Origin of the sequence: Sphingomonas sp. LH128, from assembly GCF_000293195.2 — a bacterium.
Lineage (GTDB): Bacteria > Pseudomonadota > Alphaproteobacteria > Sphingomonadales > Sphingomonadaceae > Novosphingobium > Novosphingobium resinovorum_A.
In genome coordinates, this window is sequence record NZ_ALVC01000338.1 from 18,681 (window position 1) to 34,946 (window position 16,266).

At 66.7% G+C, this 16,266-nt stretch carries 16 protein-coding genes; 3 read left to right on the forward strand and 13 right to left on the reverse strand.

What is annotated here, in order from left to right; genetic code table 11:
- Positions 1–97: 97 nt before the first annotated feature.
- Together LH128_RS23735 and LH128_RS23740 are read right to left on the reverse strand one after the other, a co-directional pair.
- Complete coding sequence (locus LH128_RS23735; protein ID WP_037521099.1) at positions 98–1,633, reverse strand: adenosine deaminase family protein; 1,536 nt, start codon at positions 1,631–1,633, stop codon at positions 98–100.
- A complete protein-coding gene (locus LH128_RS23740) occupies positions 1,630–2,739 on the reverse strand; it encodes a purine nucleoside permease (protein ID WP_008832234.1) in 1,110 nt (369 codons plus the stop codon). The genes LH128_RS23735 and LH128_RS23740 overlap by 4 nt, the downstream gene beginning before the upstream one ends.
- 292 nt (positions 2,740–3,031) lie before the next feature.
- Between LH128_RS23740 and LH128_RS23745 the strand changes: the two genes are divergently transcribed.
- From LH128_RS23745 to LH128_RS23755, 3 genes are all read left to right on the forward strand, one after another.
- Positions 3,032–3,973, forward strand: a complete 942-nt coding sequence (locus LH128_RS23745; protein ID WP_008832235.1) for a LysR family transcriptional regulator — start codon at positions 3,032–3,034, stop codon at positions 3,971–3,973.
- A gap of 82 nt (positions 3,974–4,055) precedes the next feature.
- Positions 4,056–4,589 carry a phosphoribosyltransferase gene (locus LH128_RS23750; protein WP_008832236.1) on the forward strand — a complete coding sequence of 178 codons (534 nt, stop codon included), beginning with the start codon at positions 4,056–4,058 and terminating at the stop codon, positions 4,587–4,589.
- Between the two features lie 2 nt (positions 4,590–4,591).
- Positions 4,592–5,170, forward strand: coding sequence for a TIGR00730 family Rossman fold protein (locus LH128_RS23755; RefSeq protein ID WP_008832237.1), 579 nt, complete (start codon positions 4,592–4,594; stop codon positions 5,168–5,170).
- Between the two features lie 8 nt (positions 5,171–5,178).
- On the opposite strand, the gene LH128_RS23760 is transcribed toward LH128_RS23755, so the two are convergent.
- From LH128_RS23760 to puuE, 11 genes are all read right to left on the reverse strand, one after another.
- Positions 5,179–5,466 (reverse strand): GIY-YIG nuclease family protein, encoded by a 288-nt coding sequence (locus LH128_RS23760; RefSeq protein WP_008832238.1) that lies wholly within the window; start codon positions 5,464–5,466, stop codon positions 5,179–5,181.
- A 179-nt stretch (positions 5,467–5,645) separates the two neighbouring features.
- Positions 5,646–6,656 carry an adenosine deaminase gene (locus LH128_RS23765; RefSeq protein ID WP_008832239.1) on the reverse strand — a complete coding sequence of 337 codons (1,011 nt, stop codon included), beginning with the start codon at positions 6,654–6,656 and terminating at the stop codon, positions 5,646–5,648.
- Positions 6,653–7,921 carry a guanine deaminase gene (gene guaD, locus LH128_RS23770; RefSeq protein ID WP_008832240.1) on the reverse strand — a complete coding sequence of 423 codons (1,269 nt, stop codon included), beginning with the start codon at positions 7,919–7,921 and terminating at the stop codon, positions 6,653–6,655. Before guaD ends, LH128_RS23765 begins: the two co-directional genes overlap by 4 nt.
- Before the next feature lie 136 nt (positions 7,922–8,057).
- Positions 8,058–8,981, reverse strand: a complete 924-nt coding sequence (gene xdhC / locus LH128_RS23775; protein WP_008832241.1) for a xanthine dehydrogenase accessory protein XdhC — start codon at positions 8,979–8,981, stop codon at positions 8,058–8,060.
- On the reverse strand, positions 8,978–11,284 hold the full coding sequence (gene xdhB, locus LH128_RS23780) for a xanthine dehydrogenase molybdopterin binding subunit (RefSeq protein WP_008832242.1): 2,307 nt from the start codon (positions 11,282–11,284) through the stop codon (positions 8,978–8,980). Before xdhB ends, xdhC begins: the two co-directional genes overlap by 4 nt.
- The gene (gene xdhA / locus LH128_RS23785) at positions 11,277–12,689 is read right to left on the reverse strand and encodes a xanthine dehydrogenase small subunit (protein ID WP_327195246.1); all 1,413 of its coding nucleotides are present in this window, start codon (positions 12,687–12,689) and stop codon (positions 11,277–11,279) included. Before xdhA ends, xdhB begins: the two co-directional genes overlap by 8 nt.
- A 7-nt stretch (positions 12,690–12,696) precedes the next feature.
- On the reverse strand, positions 12,697–13,029 hold the full coding sequence (gene uraH / locus LH128_RS23790) for a hydroxyisourate hydrolase (protein ID WP_008832244.1): 333 nt from the start codon (positions 13,027–13,029) through the stop codon (positions 12,697–12,699).
- Positions 13,026–14,456: an FAD/NAD(P)-binding protein gene (locus LH128_RS23795; RefSeq protein WP_008832245.1), complete on the reverse strand. Its 1,431-nt coding sequence runs from the start codon at positions 14,454–14,456 to the stop codon at positions 13,026–13,028. The genes uraH and LH128_RS23795 overlap by 4 nt, the downstream gene beginning before the upstream one ends.
- Positions 14,453–14,893 carry a 2-oxo-4-hydroxy-4-carboxy-5-ureidoimidazoline decarboxylase gene (uraD, locus tag LH128_RS23800; protein WP_008832246.1) on the reverse strand — a complete coding sequence of 147 codons (441 nt, stop codon included), beginning with the start codon at positions 14,891–14,893 and terminating at the stop codon, positions 14,453–14,455. The genes LH128_RS23795 and uraD overlap by 4 nt, the downstream gene beginning before the upstream one ends.
- A complete protein-coding gene (gene hpxZ, locus LH128_RS23805; protein ID WP_008832247.1) occupies positions 14,890–15,285 on the reverse strand; it encodes an oxalurate catabolism protein HpxZ in 396 nt (131 codons plus the stop codon). The genes uraD and hpxZ overlap by 4 nt, the downstream gene beginning before the upstream one ends.
- Positions 15,272–16,162: an allantoinase PuuE gene (gene puuE, locus LH128_RS23810; RefSeq protein WP_008832248.1), complete on the reverse strand. Its 891-nt coding sequence runs from the start codon at positions 16,160–16,162 to the stop codon at positions 15,272–15,274. The genes hpxZ and puuE overlap by 14 nt, the downstream gene beginning before the upstream one ends.
- Positions 16,163–16,266 lie beyond the last annotated feature (104 nt).

Here is a 16,266-nt window from a genome sequence, read left to right on the forward strand (position 1 = left end):
CTGTTGTGTCCCTCCTCTCCCGCACTTCCCTGTGCAGTTCCCTGTTTACGGTGCGCCGTTGCTTTGACGGCAAGCATCCGCGATCGCGGCGGGGAATTCAGTCCCCCGCCGCTCCCTGTCTGGCCTTGAACCGGTCGAGCGAGCGCTCGAACCGGTCGAAGTTCATTTCCAGCCGTGCCTGCAGCGTGGCCTTCTCGTTCTTTGCGAGAAATGCCTTGCAGGACCCGGCCGTGAAATCCGTCGCGCACGGCGCCACCACTGCTCCATAGCGGCGGTCCGCCCACAGGCTTGCGCCCGGTGCGAAGGAATATTCCAGGCTGTTGCGCGCCAGTTCCTTGAGGTCGGTGTAGTGCAGCCCCTGTTGCTGCACCGCGCGGACATGCTCGTTGGTCATGTCGGAACGCAGCACGCCCTCGTCGTCGGTGGAGAGCATCACCGGCACGCCCATCGAGCGGTAGAGGTGCAGCGGATGGACGCCGCCCTCCACGCCCAGGATCACGGCGTTGCTGGTGAGATTGATCTCCACCCCGATCCCGTCCCGCGCCATGCGGGCGAGGGTTTCCGGGGCGTTGACTTCATAGGCAATGTCGACGCCGTGGCCGATGCGCTTGGCACCCGAGGCGACGGCCTTGCCGATATGGCCCTCGAGATCCTTGGGCGGCACCAGCCCGAGCGCCAGTTCGCCCGCGTGCATGGTGACGTTGACCTTGGGATACTTCGCTTCGAGGAAGCGGAACATCGCCATGTGCAGGTCATAGTCGCGCAAGGCGACCGGATCGTCCTCGGGCATGACGATGTTGACGCCGACGAAGCGCGGGTCCTTGTCCGCCAGCACGAAGCCCGCGAGCATCGAGCGCCACACGACCTGCGGCGGCAACCCGCGCATGGCCGAGTAGATGTAGTGCATCGCGACGCCGCAGCCCGGATCGGCCGCCTTCGTGCCGCAGCCGAGGCGCTTCTTCGCGAAGGCTTCCTCCTCGTCCACTTCCGCGATAGCCGGCGCGACCAGCGCCTGAGCCGCCGGAAGGTCGCGCTTGTAGGCGGCGGCAATACCATCGACGCCCAGCGGAGCATCGGGCGCGGACAGCATGAATGGCGTCGTGCTGTCCGGATTGTGCATCAGTTCGACGTAGACGAGGTTGTTGCGGCCCGCGCTGGCGAAAGCGTCAGCCAGCCAGCGCGCGTCCTCTCCGTCCGCCGCAGGACCGAACTTGCGGAAGCTGGAGAAGAACTGGTTGTGGCCGGAGACCAGAGCCGGGCCGATGCCCTTCTGGAAGCCCCGCGTAGAGATCGCGTCGATCAGCTTCGCGTAAGTGAACGGGTCCTTCTCGGCCATCGGACCGATCTGGAGTTCGGCGGGACACGACCCCGGCACGATGCGGGTGATCCCGGCGTCCGCGCACATGCCCTTGGCGGCGGCGACCTTGAGGAAGTCCTCCGCATAGACCGAACCGCCGAGGTGGTTGTGCAGATCGCCGCCCTTGGGCATCGCCTGCAGGAACACGCGCAGCCGCCCGGCATTGCCCGCCATTTCGTCGAGCATGGCAGACGCCGCCGCCTCGTCCGCATGCGCCGCCGGAGCCGCGAGAGGCAAGGCCAGCGTCGTCAGCAAAGTGGAAATGAGGCGCCTCACGGTACGGGGGCCTCCGGCACCGCGTTCTCGTACTTGTCCCAGTGCTTGAGCAGTTCGTGCACGACCGGCGCGCCGACGAGATAGTTCGCCTCGAACGCGGCCTTCTGGCCTGCGCCTTCGTTGGCGACGCTCTCGACTGCCGAGATGCCCGGAGGCGGCATCGAGGGGTTGGAGCCGGTGCGCAGCACCATGACGCGGTTCGCATCGACCAGACCGTTCTTGGCCGCGATCAGGATCGAGCCCTGCTGGATCTGGCTTTCCATGTTGGTCATGGCGAAGCGACCCTTGCCGCCGGTCCACAGCTTGACCCAGTCGCGCGCCCACTGCGTGCGGCTCGGACCATGCCAGTAGCGCAGGCCGCCCAAGGTCTCGCCCATCAGCACGAACGGCGGCTTCTGCGCATTGGGCCAGCCCTTCCAGCGCGCGCGGTCGGCCTGAAGCTCCGGCGAGTCCGGGATCTTCACGTCCTTGCTGAGACCATAGGCCCAGTAAGCGAGCCCCTGATTCAGCTCGGCCGACATCGACAGCTTGCGGGTGTCCGTGAAGCCGGCGAAGTCCTGGGTGGCTCCGGGCAGAGTGTTCGGCTTGTCGGCGCCGATCGCGAACAAGCCATAAGGCCAGTCCTTCGGCACTTCGCGGTCGTCGAACTCGCGCAGCTTGTCGCCGTCGACCACCCAGCGCGACCACGCTGCGCTGCCGACCGAGGCCAGCTGCGGATCGACGCCGGAGATGCCGGTGAACAGCCAGTACGTCTTCGTGAAATCGAAGCGCGGGTCCATCAGCAGCGCGGTCAGCTGGTCGGACACGCTGCCGATCATCGTGTCCGGGCTGCCCCAGACCATGCCATAAAGCCCGTCAGCATTGCGGCGCAGCGGGTGGAGCGTGCCCTTGACCGGGATCACCTCGTCGAGATGCTCGCGCTCGGCCCAGGCCTGGAATTCACCTGGGGCATCGCCCTTGTCCTCGCCCGGCTCGAACGTGGCGACGACGATGACCTTCACCGGAATCGGCGTGACCTTGGGAATTTCCGGCAAGGCAGGCTCCGCCGCTGCCGCAGCGACGGGCGCAAGCAGGCCCGCTGCTGCGGCAAGCGCCAGCGCACGCAAGGAAGCCCTCAAGGGGCGGCCGGATCGATAAGCAATCATTGTAACTAGAACCCCGAGAACGGGGGGCGCACCCGCGCAGGTTCGGTGGATTCACCCGGCACCGGCGCGCCCCCTTACCAAAAGTGCGGCTCCGGCGACCGACGATCCCCCTGTAGGGAGAGGATCGGGAAATCGCGTTCGTCGGATCGCACCTTCCGGTATTGCTAGCGGTGGTACGGCACAGGAGATAGTGCTAGCAAACGCAATGAATCCCACGGTCCGTTGCAAAAATTAGAGCAGGTCTAAAGTCGCCATGCCCGCCTTTTCCCGTTTTCTGCGCTATTTCATGGTCGTCGGCCGCCACGGTTCGATCCGCAAGGCCGCCGACGAACTCAATGTCTCGGCCTCCGCCATCGCCCGCCAGATCCTCAACGTCGAGGCGGAGATCGGCACACCCCTGTTCGAGCGTCTGCCCACCGGCCTGCGCCTGACGGCGGCGGGAGAGATCATGATGGCGGCGGGCAACCGCTGGCAGAAGAACATGCAGGACATCCGCGCGCAGATAGAGGACTTGCGCGGGCTCAAACGCGGTCACGTGGACTTCGCCATCATCGACGCGCTGGCCAAGGGCTACATTCCCTCGGTCGTCCGCTCGGTGCAGGAACGGTATCCGGGCATTACCGTCGGCGTGAAGGTTCAGGCCAACGACGAGGTGCGCAAAGCCGTCGCCAGCGGCGAGGTCGATTTCGGCATCCTGTTCGAACCGCACAGCTACCGCGACCTGACGGTACGCGCCTTCGTGGAAGTGGTTCTGGGCTTCATCACGCCGCCGGGGCACCCGCTGGGCGAACTGTCCGAGGCCCGCTTCTCCGCCGCCATCGGCGAGCCGCTGATCGTCCCGGCCGAAGTTCTGGCGATCAGCCAGCAGATCGCCGTCCTCGAAGGCACGACAGGCATGGACATGAGCCGGATCGCGACCTCCGACAACATCCAGATGATCGCCTCGCTGGTGCAGGCCGGGGCGGGCGTGGGTATCCTGTCCTCCCTCGACGTGATCACCGAAGTGCAAGCGGGCCAGGTGTCCTTCACCCGCATCTCCGACGCGCTGCTGCGGCCGATGACGCTGGCGCTCTGTACCAACTCCGCGCGCACCCCTTCCTATGCGGCCAGTCTCGTTCTGTCGGAGATCGAGAACGGGTTCGCGGGCCTCAGCTATGTGGAATCGATGCTCTCGACGGAAGAGAACGACGCATGATGCTGCTCACCCGGTTGCCCTTGCGCCATAGTGTCCCTATCGGCACACCTTTCCCGACATCGCCGGACAGGATTCGCTCCGCATGAGCCAGACCGAAGAACCGCAACTGCATTACCTCGAATACTACGAGGACTTCCTCGCCAAAGTCCGCGTGCTCTCGCGCAAGATCCGCGAAGGCGAATGGCAGCCCGAATTCATCATCGGCGTCGGCCGCGGCGGCCTCGTGCCGGCGGTCTACATCTCGCACCAGCTCGAAGTGCCGATGCTGTCGATCGACCACTCGGCCAAGGTTCCCGGCTTTGCCGACGAACTGCTCGGCAAGGTCGCAGGGATGACCGCCGAGGGCAAGCGCCTGCTCTTCGTCGACGACATCAACGACAGCGGCGGCACCATCGAGTACATCCGCAATCTGCTGGGCGACAACGGCTGCGATGCCGAAAACCTGTGCTTCGCGGTGCTGATCAACAACACCCGTTCCAAGGCCGTGGCCGAACTCTACGTCGACGCCATCGACCGTGACGAGGACAAGCGCTGGTTCGTGTTCCCGTGGGAATCGGTCGGCACCAAGGACGCCATCGTCGAGGAAGCGCGCTCGGTCCCCGAGAGGCTTGGCTGATCATGCGGATCTGCGTCTATCTCGGCTCCTCTGCGGGCGTTAATCCCCTGTATCGCGAAGCTGCGCACCAGTTCGGTACGCTGCTGGCCAAGCGCGGCATCGGCCTCGTCTACGGCGGCGGCATGGTCGGCCTGATGGGCGTGGTCGCGGACGCGGCCTGCGCGGCGGGCGGCGAAGTCATCGGCGTCATCCCCGAGGCCCTGCGCGCGCGCGAGCACGACCACCAGGGCATCACCGAGCTTCACGTCGTCAAGACCATGCACGAGCGCAAGGCGATGATGGCCAACCTCTCGGACGGTTTCGTCACCCTGCCCGGCGGCATCGGAACGTTCGAGGAAATGTTCGAGGCGTGGTGCTGGACGCAGCTCGGCTATCACAACAAGCCGGTGGGCCTGCTCGACGTCAACGGGTTCTACTCGGGGCTGGGCCAGTTCATCGACAACGTGGTGGAGGAAGGCTTCCTCCAGCCGCGCCACCGCGCGATGCTGATCGTCGAGAAGGACCCTGAGGCGATGATCGATCGCATCGTCAACTTCGTCCCGCCCGAAAACGAGCACTGGCTCGGCGCTCAGGACGTTTAGAGCCCGATTTACAACAACCCGGACAGGTCATCCCATATCGGATTGACCTGTTCTATCAATTCCAGTTTCCACTCTCGCCGCCAGGCCTTCAGCTGCTTTTCGCGCGCGATGGCCTCCTGAATGGAGCCATGCGGCTCGACCAGCACCAGCCGGTCGATACCGTAGCGCTGGCAAAAACGCGATCCGCGCCCTTCGTAATGCTGGTGCATCCGAACATGAATGTCGTTAGTGACGCCGACATAGAGCACGCCGAAGGGCCGGTTCGCCATGATGTAGCTGAAGCCGCCTTTTTCCATAGCGCGAAGCATGGCCAGGCTGGCGAGTGAGGATCAACCCGGTGGCGAAAGTTTAATCCTCGTCGTCCCGGACTTGATCCGGGACCGCTGGCCATCAACAGCCCACTTCGCTGCACGCGCTGCAAGCTCTCACCTAAAGACAGCCACCGGTCCCGGATCAAGTCCGGGACGACGGCAGGTTACCCTGCGGCGTAAGCCTCCAGCCGCTCGACATGCCGTGCGACCATCTCCTGCGGCAGGAAAGAGCCGGTGAAGCTGTTGCGCGCCAGCGTCACCAGGTCATCGCGCGAAAGCCCCCTCGCCTCGGCGACGGCCCGGTAGTTGTCCGCCACGTAGCCGCCGAAATAAGCCGGATCGTCGGAATTCACCGTAGCCTTCAAGCCCTCCGCCAGCATCCGGTCCAGCGGGTGATCGGCAAGGTCCTTCACCACGCAGAGCTTGAGGTTCGACAGCGGGCAGACCGTCAGCGTCATTCCCTCGGCTGCGAGGCGCGCAACCAGCGCTTCGTCCTCCAGCGCGCGGTTGCCGTGGTCGATGCGGTCGACGCCAAGCAGGTCCAGCGCCTCGTGGACGTAGGCGGGCGGGCCTTCCTCCCCGGCATGGGCGGTGATCTTCAGGCCCTTTTCGCGCGCCGCCGCGAAGACGCGGGCGAACTTGGCGGGCGGGTGGCCGACTTCCGAACTGTCGAGCCCCACCGCCGTGATCCTGCCCAGCCAGGGCTCGGCCATCTTCAGAGTGGCGAAGGCGGCCTCTTCCGGCAAATGGCGCAGGAACGAGAGAATAAGCTGCGACGTCAGGCCGAATTCGGCCTCGGCCGCCGCCATTGCCGACAACAGGCCCTCGATCACTTCGGCAAAGGGAATGCCGCGATCGGTGTGGGTCTGCGGATCGAACATGATCTCCGCATGGACAACGCCGTCCGCCGCAGCGCGCGTGAAGTACGCCATCGCGAGGTCATGGAAATCCGCGCGGGTGCGCAACACGTCGGCGCCCGCGTAATAGATGTCGAGGAAATCCTGCAGGTTCGAGAAGTCGTAGGCGGCGCGCACCTCCTCCACCGAGACGTAAGGAATGGCGACGTTGTTGCGCTGCGCCAGTGCGAACATCAGTTCGGGCTCGAGGCTGCCTTCGATGTGGAGGTGCAATTCGGCCTTGGGGAGGCCGGCGATAAACTGGGCAAGATCGGTCATGGTGTCCTTTTGTACGCGCATTCGCCCAGCAGGTAAGTACGGGAAATGGCGCGCTCGTCGCCGAGGATCTGGAGTGCGAAGAGCCGCGTGGCAAGGTCCGCGCCTTCTGTCCGTCGCTCCATCAGCGGCGTGGCGGCGCTGTCGAGCACGACGAAGTCGGCTTCCTGCCCCACTTCCAGCGCCCCCACGCGGTCGGCGATGTGCAGCAGCGAGGCGCTTCCCGCCGTGGCGAGATAGAGCGCGCGGAACGGATCGAGCCGGTCCTCGCGGGCCAGCGCGGCCTGGTAGGCGAGCCCGGCGGTGCGCAGCATCGAGAACGACGTCCCCGCCCCGACGTCGGTGCCCAGGCCCAGCCGCAGCGCATGCCGGTCCGCCTGTCCGAAGTTGAAGTGTCCGGACCCAAGGAACAGGTTGGACGAAGGACAGACTGCCACGCCCGCGCCGCTCTCGTGCAGGCGCGTGCAGGCCCGGTCGGACAAGTGGATGCCGTGCGCGAAGACCGAGCGCGGCGTGACCAGTCCGAAGCGGTCGTAAGCATCGAGGTAGTCGGCGCTGTCCGGGAACCGCGCGGCGACGGCGGCGACTTCGTGGACGTTCTCCGACAAGTGCGTGTGCATCAGCACGTCGGGATGCTTGGCCAGAAGCGCGCCTGCGTCGGCCAGCTGCGCATCGCTGGAGGCGAGCGCGAAACGCGGGGTCACCGCGTAGCCCAGTCTGCCCCGCCCGCGCCAGCGCCGGATCAGCGCCTCGGTTTCGGCCCGTCCCGAAGCGACGGTATCCTGCAGGCCTTCGGGGCCGAGGTCCATCAGCACCTTGCCGGAAACGATGCGCATTCGCCGTTCCAGCGCGGCCTCGAACAGGGCATCGACCGACTGTTCGTGGACGGTGGGATAAACCAGCGCGCTGGTGGTTCCGTTGCGCAGCAGTTCGTCGAGGAAGAACGCCGCCACGGCATCGGCGTGGGCCTTGTCCGCGAACGCCTTTTCCGCCGGGAAGATGTGCTTGTCGAGCCAGTCGAGAAGCTGTTCCCCGTAGGAGGCGATGCGGTCGGTCTGGGGGTAATGGACGTGCGCGTCGATGAAGCCGGGCACGACGAGGCCGGGCAGCATTTCGACATCGGGATACTTGTCCGCGAGGTCCGGGTAAGCGCCGCGCGCGATGACCACGCCATCCTCGACGACGAGCAGGCCGTCGGGTTCATGCCGCACGGCATCGGGCGCGTCATGCGGGACCGAGAGCAGTTCGGCGCGATAGGCGCGGATCATGCGCGCGTCGTCCCGGATGTGATCCGGGACCGCTGGCCGTGAACAGCCCACTTTTCGGCCAGGCGCTTTGCCGATGCTTCGCGCCCAAGGACTGCCACCGGTCCCGGATCACGTCCGGGACGACGATCGATATTCATCATTTTCCTCTCAATTGCAGCAGCTGCGCGCAGACCGCGATGGCGATCACGTCCGGCTCCTTGCCGGAGACGCCGGGCACGCCGATCGGCGCGGTGAGGCGGTCCAGTGCCTCCGGTGAAATGCCGTCCGCCGTCAGTCGCGACCGGAAACGGGCGATCTTGGTGGATGAACCGATGAGGCCGACGAACGCCGGCAACTCGGCACGCCCCAGCGCCGCCAGCGTCAGGTGATAGTCCAGCGGATGGTCGTGCGTCAGGATCAGCATGGCCGCGTCGGCCGGAGCCTCGGCGACGCAGTGCGCGATGTCTTCCTCGGCCACCAGCGTCACACCGTCGATATGCGCCTGCTCGGGCCGAGTGTCGAACCACGCGAGTTGCAGCGGCAACCCGGTCATGTGACGAGCGATGGCCTGCCCGACATGGCCCGCACCGAACAGATAGACCGGGCGCGGACGCTCGCCGACCGGCTCTACAATGCGAGCGCCGACTTCGGGCCTGCCGCCGCGCGCGGACTGGCGGGTGACCGTTTCACGCTCGAACACGCGGCGTTCCACGGCGTCTTCGGCAAAGCTGGTCACCAGCATCCGGCCGGGCTCGGCGTCATGCAGCCAGTCGAGCGCCCCGGTGTCGAGATGCTCCACCAGTACCCGCACCCGGCCGCCGCAGCATTGCCCCAGCAGCGGGCCGAGCGGGTAATCCTGCACCCGCCACGTGCCCGGCGCATGACCCAGGATTGCGCGCGCCTGCTCGACCGCGCGGTATTCCAACTGGCCGCCGCCGATGGTCCCTTCCTGTCCCTGCGCAGTAACGAGCATCCGCGTGCCCGCCCCGCGCGGGGCAGAGCCCTCGCTGGCAAGCACGGACACCATCGCGGTCGGGACCGTCCGGTCCAGCCGCCGCAGCCAGCCGATCCACTGCGTCATGCCGAAAACGCCGCGATCGCCTTGAGGATACGCTCAGGCGTACAGGGCGCATCGAGCAGCGGCAACGCGCGCCGGCCGGGCACCGTCGCGGCAACGGCGCGGTTCAGCGCCGAGAACACCGAGATCGCCAGCATGAACGGCGGCTCGCCCACCGCCTTGGAGCGGTTGATGGTCGGCTCGACGTTCTCGCCATCCCACAAAGTCACAGAGAAATGCTTCGGCCGGTCGGAGGCGGTGGGAATCTTGTACGTCGCGGGGCTGTGCGTAAGCAGTCGCCCCTTGGTGTCCCACACGAGTTCCTCGCTCGTCAGCCAGCCCTGCCCCTGGATGAAGCCGCCCTCGATCTGGCCCTTGTCGATCACCGGGTTCAGCGATCGGCCGACATCGTGGATGATGTCGACAGCCAGAACCTTGTGCTCGCCGGACAGGGTATCGATCACGACCTCGCTCACCGCCGCGCCATAAGCGAAATAATAGAACGGACGCCCCTTGAAGACCGAGCGGTCGTATTCGATCCCCGGCGTCGCATAGTAGCCGGTCGAGGACAGCGACACGCGCCCGATATGCGCCTTGCGCGCGACTTGCGCGAAATCCAGCGTCTCCGCGCCGACGATCACGCCGCCGGGGGTGAAGTGCACCTCGCCTTCTTCCAAGCTGTAAGTGCGGGCGAGGAAGTCCGTCAGCCGGTCGCGGATCGTCATCGCCGCGTTGTGCGCCGCCATGCCATTGAGGTCCGCGCCGGAACTGGCCGCCGTGGCCGAGGTATTGGGCACCTTGTCGGTGCGGGTCGCGGTGATGCGGATGGTCTCCATCGGCACCGCGAAAACGTCGGCCACCACCCGCGCGACCTTGGTGTAGAGGCCCTGCCCCATTTCGGTGCCGCCGTGGTTCACCTGGATCGAGCCATCGGCATAGACGTGGATCAGCGCGCCGGCCTGGTTGAGATGGGTCGTGGTGAAGCTGATCCCGAACTTCACCGGGGTCAGCGCGATGCCCTTCTTGAGAACGGGATTGGCGGCATTGAAAGCCTCGATCGCCTTCGCCCGCTCATCGTAGCGCGAAGTCGTTCGCAGCCGGGCGATGATCTGCGGGGCGACGTTGTCGGCCACGGTCATCGCATAAGGCGTCGTCTCGCGCCCCGGACCGTAGAGGTTCAGCACCCGCACATCGAGCGGGTCGCGGCCCAGCGCCATCGCCACGTCGTCGATCACGCGCTCGATCGCCAGCATGCCCTGCGGCCCACCGAAGCCGCGGAAGGCGGTGGCCGAGACGGTGTTGGTCTTCAAACGCTCGGACACGACTTCGACGTCGGGCAGGAAGTAGCAGTTGTCCGAATGGAACATCGCGCGGTCGTTGATCGCCGGGGACAAGTCCACCGTCGCCCCGCACGCCGAGGCGAGGTGCAGCGACAGCGCCAGCAAGTGGCCCGCGTCGTCGAAGCCGACCTCGTAGGCGACATCGAAGGGATGGCGCTTGCCGGTCATGACCATGTCGTCGTCGCGATCGACGCGGAACTTGGCGGGGCGACCGGTCTTGCTGGCAACGAGCGCGGCGGCGGCGGCGAACAGCGCGGCCTGCGTCTCCTTGCCGCCGAACGCGCCGCCCATGCGCCGCACCTCCACCGTCACGTCGGCGGACGATACGTGCAACATGTGCGCGACGAGGTGCTGGACCTCGCTCGGGTGCTGGGTGGAGCACAGGACGTGGACCTGCCCGTCCTCGCCCGGCGTCGCGACCGAGACCTGGCCCTCAAGGTAGAAGTGATCCTGCCCGCCCATGGCGAAGCGGCCCGAAAGGCGGTGCGGCGCGGCGTCCAGCGCGGCAGGAGCATCGCCCCGGGCCATGCGCTGCGCGGGCTCGATGTGCGATCCGGCAGCCTGCGCCTCGGCGACCGTGAGCGCGGCTGGGAGCGGTTCGTACGCGATGCGGCCGAGACGCGCGGCGATGCGGGCCGCGCGCTGGCTGGTCGCGGCCACGAGGAACACCGCCTGCCCGTGGGTGATGACTTCCCCATCGGCGAGCAGCCGGTCGTCGCCCGCTACCGGACTGACGTCGTTCGCGCCGGGAATGTCGGCGGCAGTATAGACTGCGACGACGCCGGGAGACGCACGCACCTCGGACAAGTCCATCGAGACGATCCGCGCGCGCGCCTCGCTCGACTGGCCGAAGGCGAGGTGCAGCATGTCCGCAGGTTCGGTCAGATCGTCCGCATAGAGCGCCTCGCCCGCGACATGGAGCCGCGCGCTGTCGTGCGGATGCGAGGGCTTGGGCAGCACCTTCCAGGCGGGATCGCGCTCAGCCATCGACAGCCTCCAGCACGGAAGTCGCGACGCCCTGCGAGCGCAGCCAGAGACGACGTAGGAGATTCGCAGCGGCCTCGACGCGGTAGGCGGAGGAGCCGCGCACGTCGGTCAGGGGTTCGAAATCGGCTTTCAGTGCTTCGGCAGCGGCGGCGAACGTAGCTTCGGCGAAAGGCTGGCCGATCAGCGCGGCCTCGCACGTGCCGGCCCGCTTCGGAGTCGCCGCCATGCCGCCGAACGCGGCGCGCGCCTCTTCTATCACGCCGTCCTCGACGCGCAGCGCGAAGGCGCCGCAGACCGCCGAGATGTCGCTGTCGAACCGGCGCGAGAGCTTGGAAATCAGGATCACCGCATCCGCCGGAGGGCGCGGGATGCGCACGGATTCGACGAACTCGCCAGGCTGCCGGTCCTGCTTGCCGTAAGCGAGGAAGTAATCCTCCAGCGCCATCGTCCGCCGCCCCGCCATGCTGCGCAGCGTAAGTTCGGCACCGAGTGCAATGAGCGCCGGAGGGCCATCGCCGATCGGCGAACCGTTGGCGATATTGCCCCCTATGGTCCCCGCGTTGCGTACCTGAAGCCCCCCGATGCGGCGCACGAGTTCGCCGAGGTCCGGATGCAATCGAGCCATCGCCGCATGCGCATCGGCGTAACGCACGCCCGCACCGAGGGTCAGCGCATCGTCGCTTTCTTCGATCGCCGCGAGTTCGGCGATGCCGCCGAGGAAGATCACGGTGCCCAGATCGCGCAGGCCCTTGGTTACCCACAGGCCCACGTCGGTAGCCCCAGCCACCAAACGCGCGTCGGGATGTTCGGCCAGCAATACAGCGAGTTCATCGCAGGTGCGCGGCGCGAACCAGCGGCGGCCCCGCCACTCGCCCGAAGCGCTGCCCTCCAGCGCCTTGAGCGCGGCGATCACCCTCGTATCGTCCTGCTCGCAAGATCCGGCACCTTCCCCGGCCTCGATGATCGGACCATAGCCGGTGCAGCGGCACAAGTTGCCCGCGATCACATCCTCTACCGGCAGATCGCAGCCGCGCGCGCCGATGGTGCGGCCGTGCAGCGACATGACGAAGCCCGGCGTGCAGAAGCCGCACTGCGAACTCCCGTTGCAGGCCATCGTCTCCTGCAAGGCATTGAGCGTGCCGGTATCGTCCTTGAGGCTTTCGACGGTCATAACCGCCTTGCCGTCCAGCATCGGCAGGAACTGGATGCAGGAATTGACCGCGCGCCATGCCACGCCCTCGCCTTCCAGCGAGCCGACCAGCACCGTGCAGGCGCCGCAGTCACCCTCGGCGCAGCCTTCCTTGGTCCCGGTGCGTCGCATCGTGTAGCGCAGGTGATCGAGCACCGTCGCGGTCGGATCGACCGCGTCCAGTTCGACCACTTCGCCATCAAGAAGGAAGCGCACCGGCACGTCAGCTGCCCCGGTAGGTGGAGTAGCCGAAAGGCGAGACCAGCAGCGGTACGTGGTAATGCGCATCGGGGTCGGCAATGCCGAAATCGATCGAGACATGGTCGAGGAACGGCGGCTCGGGCAGCTTGATCCCCTTGCCCCGGAAATAGGCGGCCACCGCGAAAGTCAGGCGATACGTGCCGGTCGGCAGCGCCGGGAGACCCGGGCAGCGGCCGTCGGCATTGGTCTCGCCGGTGAACAGGATCGTGCCCGACCCGGTTTCGAGACACAGGGAAATCCCCGTCGCGGGAGCGCCGTGTGTCGTATCGAGGACGTGCGTGGACAGACTGCTCATGCGACCGTCTCCTCCTCACGCGGCCACTGGCCGAGGAATTCGTGCTCGTCATAGTCGAGAAAGTCGGCCACCAGAGCCTCCCGGTCGTCGAGGAAGAGTTGGTCGGCCACGCCCTTGACCAGCCGGGGCAGCGCATTGTGCAGGCCCGACAGTGCCGAGGCGGAGAGCCCCAGGCTCACCAGCGCCGAATAGTTGAACGCGAACAATCCGTGCAGCGGCGCGCCGTCCACTCCATCGCGCGGCAGGAATTCGAAAGCGGTGCCGAGATAGGGGTGAGCATCGATGAGCGCATTGGGCTTGCCCGGAGGCGTCACGCGATCGGACCAGCGGGCGATGAGGTCGGCCACGTCCGCCAGTTCTGGACGCAGGCCGGGATCGCTGAGGAGGCCGGTGGAGACGACGACGAAGTCGAAGTCGTGATGCCCGTGCGGCGTCGTGACGCGCACCAACCCGTCATGTTCCTTCACGTCCAGCCAAGGCGCGCCGAGGTGCAGGGCAAAGCCGGGCCATGCCGCCGCACGCTCGAAGGTGTCGTTCGTCGGCGGCTGGTTGTGACCGAGGAAAGCGTCCATTGCCGCGTATTTGGTCTGATCGTCCAGCGCCGGGTAGCGAGCGGTGAAGCCGACGCGCTCCATGAAGCGGATCGGGTTGATGCGGGGCAGTTCCTTGCGGCGCATGAACACTTCCGCCGCCGCCACGCCCTGCGTCAGGGCGAAGTTGGCGTTGTCGAAGGCCGAGGCGCCGCCGCCCAGCACGCCGATGCGTTTGCCGTGCAGTGCCGCGAAGTCGATCGGCTCGCTGGTGTGCGCCCACAAGTGCCGGGGCAGGTTGTCGCGCACCATCGCCGGGGTGTGCCATTCGCCGCCGCCCTGGATGCCGGTGGCCAGCACCACCTTGCGCGCCAGCGCCACGCTGCCGTCAGAGAAGTGCAGGCAATGCACGCCATGCGCCGTGACCGGCTCGATCCGCTGGAGCTTCGCGCCGTTCTCCACCGGCAGGTCGAGCACGCGGCGATACCAGCGCAGATACTCCATCCAGTCGCCGCGCGCGATCTTGTCGACCGCCTGCCAGCCCGCCGCGCCGTGCTGCGCTTCCCACCATGCGCGGTAGGTCAGCGAGGGCACGCCGAAATCGATCGGGTTCAGATGCTTGGGCGTGCGCAGCGTGACCATGCGCGCATACGTTTCCCAGGGCCCTTCGAACCCGGCTTCGTTTTCGTCGAAGACGCGCACGTTGGTCACGCCTTCGCGCCTCAGGCCCAATGCGGCGGAGAGGCCGCACTGCCCCCCACCGATCACCGCGACATCGAGCACCGGCGCGCCCTCGACCGCGCGCCTACGCACCCATTCGGGGCGAGCGAAGCCGATCAACTCCAGCTCGCGGGCAAGCTGCGCCTCGAGCGCAGGAAGGCCGATCTTGTCAGTCATGTCATGTCTTCCAGGCGCAGGCGCACGATTTCGCCGATCTGCTCCAGCGCGGTCGCCACTTCGGTCTCGCGGTCGTTCGCGAGGCGGCGGTCCATCGCGGCGAGGATACCAGCCTTGTCGGTCAGGCGCACGCAGATGATGAAAGGGAAGTCGAACGCTGCGCGGTAAGCGGCGTTCAGGCGGTGGAACTCGGCATATTCCTCAGGGGTCAGGCGGTCGAGCCCGGCGCTGGCCTGCTCGGCGGTGCTGGCCTCGGTCAGGGTGCGGTCGATCGCGGCCTTGCCCGCCAGTTCCGGGTGGGCGCGGATCAGCGCGAGTTGCTCGTCCGGGCTGGCGACATACAGGACCGCCATCAGATCGGCATGACGATCGCCGGAAGACGGCCGTGCGTCGGCGCGCTCTTCCACCCAGGGGCTGTGTTCGAACAGCGCGGTCACGATGTGCTCCCCTCAAGGCTGACGTGAGCGGAAACGACCTTCCAGCCGTCCGCAAAGCGCACCCACGATTGCGTCTGGCGCCCCCGGCGGCCAGCAGCTTCAGGGGCGGAGCCTTCGCGGAAGAATTCGGCATCGGCGGTGGCGAAAGTATCGCCGTAAACGGTGATCGCGACCTTCCCCAGCTTGCGCTGCGGAGACCCGCCGCGTCCCTTTCGGAACGCGCGGATTGCCTCGATGCCATAGAGCACTTCGCCCACGCCGTAGCGGTTGGTGGTGGGCGCATCGTGGAACAACGCGTCCATCGCCGGGATGTCGTCCGCCATCAGCGCCGTCTCGTAGGCGTGGAAGGCGTGACTGACTTCGGCGAGGCGCACGGGGTCATTGATCCGCATGAGGATGCACCTCCATCCAGTGCCGGGCGATGTCGATGCGCCGCGCCACCCAGGCGTCGCCGCTGGCGGTGACATGGTCGAGGAACCGCGCCAGCCACCGCGCGCGGCCGGGCTTGCCGGCGATGCGAGCGTGAAGGCCGATCGACATCATCCTTCCGCCTTCTTCACGAAGCTGGTCGAAGGTGTCGCGCATGTGGCGGAAGAACTGCTCGCCCTCGGTGAAGCCGTTGAGCGCAACGATCTTCATGTCGTTGACGTCGAGGGTGTAGGGTACGATCAGCTGCGGTTTGCCGTACTTCGTATCCCAGTAAGGCAGGTCGTCGGCATAGCTGTCCGCGTCGTAGGCGAAGCCGCCCTCCTCGGCCACCAGCCGCGCGGTGTTTGGCGAGGTGCGGCCTTGATACCAGCCGAACGGGCGCTGGCCGGTGAGCTTTTCGTGGAGCGCGATGGCCTCGGCAATATGAACGCGTTCGACTTCCTCGGGCTGGTACTGGTAATCGATCCAGCGCAGGCCGTGGCTGGCGATCTCCCAGTCCGCCGCCAGCATCGCCGCGACCGCGTCGGGATTCATCTCCATCGCCTTGGCCACGCCGAACACGGTGACGGGCAGGCCGCGCTCGGTGAACAGGCGGTGGAGGCGCCAGAACCCGGCGCGACTGCCGTATTCGTAGAGGCTCTCCATCGCCATCGCCCGGTCCGGGTGGCTGGCGGCGCCGACCATCTCCGACAGGAACGCCTCTGAGCCCTTGTCGCCGTTCAGCACCGAGTTCTCGGCGCCTTCCTCGTAGTTGACGACGAACTGCACCGCCACTCGGGCACCGTTCGGCCACTGCGGGTCGGGCGGGGTCTGGCCGTAGCCGATGAGGTCGCGCGTCATGGATGCACCGTGGCACTGTGGTCCTTCGACAAGCTCAGGACGAGCGGAGAAAGGGTAAGCGGCATTGAGAAATTCCGCTCAGGCTGAGCTTGTCGAAGCCCATG

Coding starts and splice junctions, on each gene's coding strand:
- LH128_RS23745 (WP_008832235.1), top strand. CDS start 3,032: ATGCCCGCCTTTTCCCGTTTTCTGCGCTATTTCATGGTCGTCGGCCGC.
- LH128_RS23750 (WP_008832236.1), top strand. CDS start 4,056: ATGAGCCAGACCGAAGAACCGCAACTGCATTACCTCGAATACTACGAG.
- LH128_RS23755 (WP_008832237.1), top strand. CDS start 4,592: ATGCGGATCTGCGTCTATCTCGGCTCCTCTGCGGGCGTTAATCCCCTG.
- LH128_RS23760 (WP_008832238.1), bottom strand. CDS start 5,466: ATGGAAAAAGGCGGCTTCAGCTACATCATGGCGAACCGGCCCTTCGGC.
- LH128_RS23765 (WP_008832239.1), bottom strand. CDS start 6,656: ATGACCGATCTTGCCCAGTTTATCGCCGGCCTCCCCAAGGCCGAATTG.
- guaD (WP_008832240.1), bottom strand. CDS start 7,921: ATGATCCGCGCCTATCGCGCCGAACTGCTCTCGGTCCCGCATGACGCG.
- xdhC (WP_008832241.1), bottom strand. CDS start 8,981: ATGACGCAGTGGATCGGCTGGCTGCGGCGGCTGGACCGGACGGTCCCG.
- xdhB (WP_008832242.1), bottom strand. CDS start 11,284: ATGGCTGAGCGCGATCCCGCCTGGAAGGTGCTGCCCAAGCCCTCGCAT.
- uraH (WP_008832244.1), bottom strand. CDS start 13,029: ATGAGCAGTCTGTCCACGCACGTCCTCGATACGACACACGGCGCTCCC.
- LH128_RS23795 (WP_008832245.1), bottom strand. CDS start 14,456: ATGACTGACAAGATCGGCCTTCCTGCGCTCGAGGCGCAGCTTGCCCGC.
- hpxZ (WP_008832247.1), bottom strand. CDS start 15,285: ATGCGGATCAATGACCCCGTGCGCCTCGCCGAAGTCAGTCACGCCTTC.
- puuE (WP_008832248.1), bottom strand. CDS start 16,162: ATGACGCGCGACCTCATCGGCTACGGCCAGACCCCGCCCGACCCGCAG.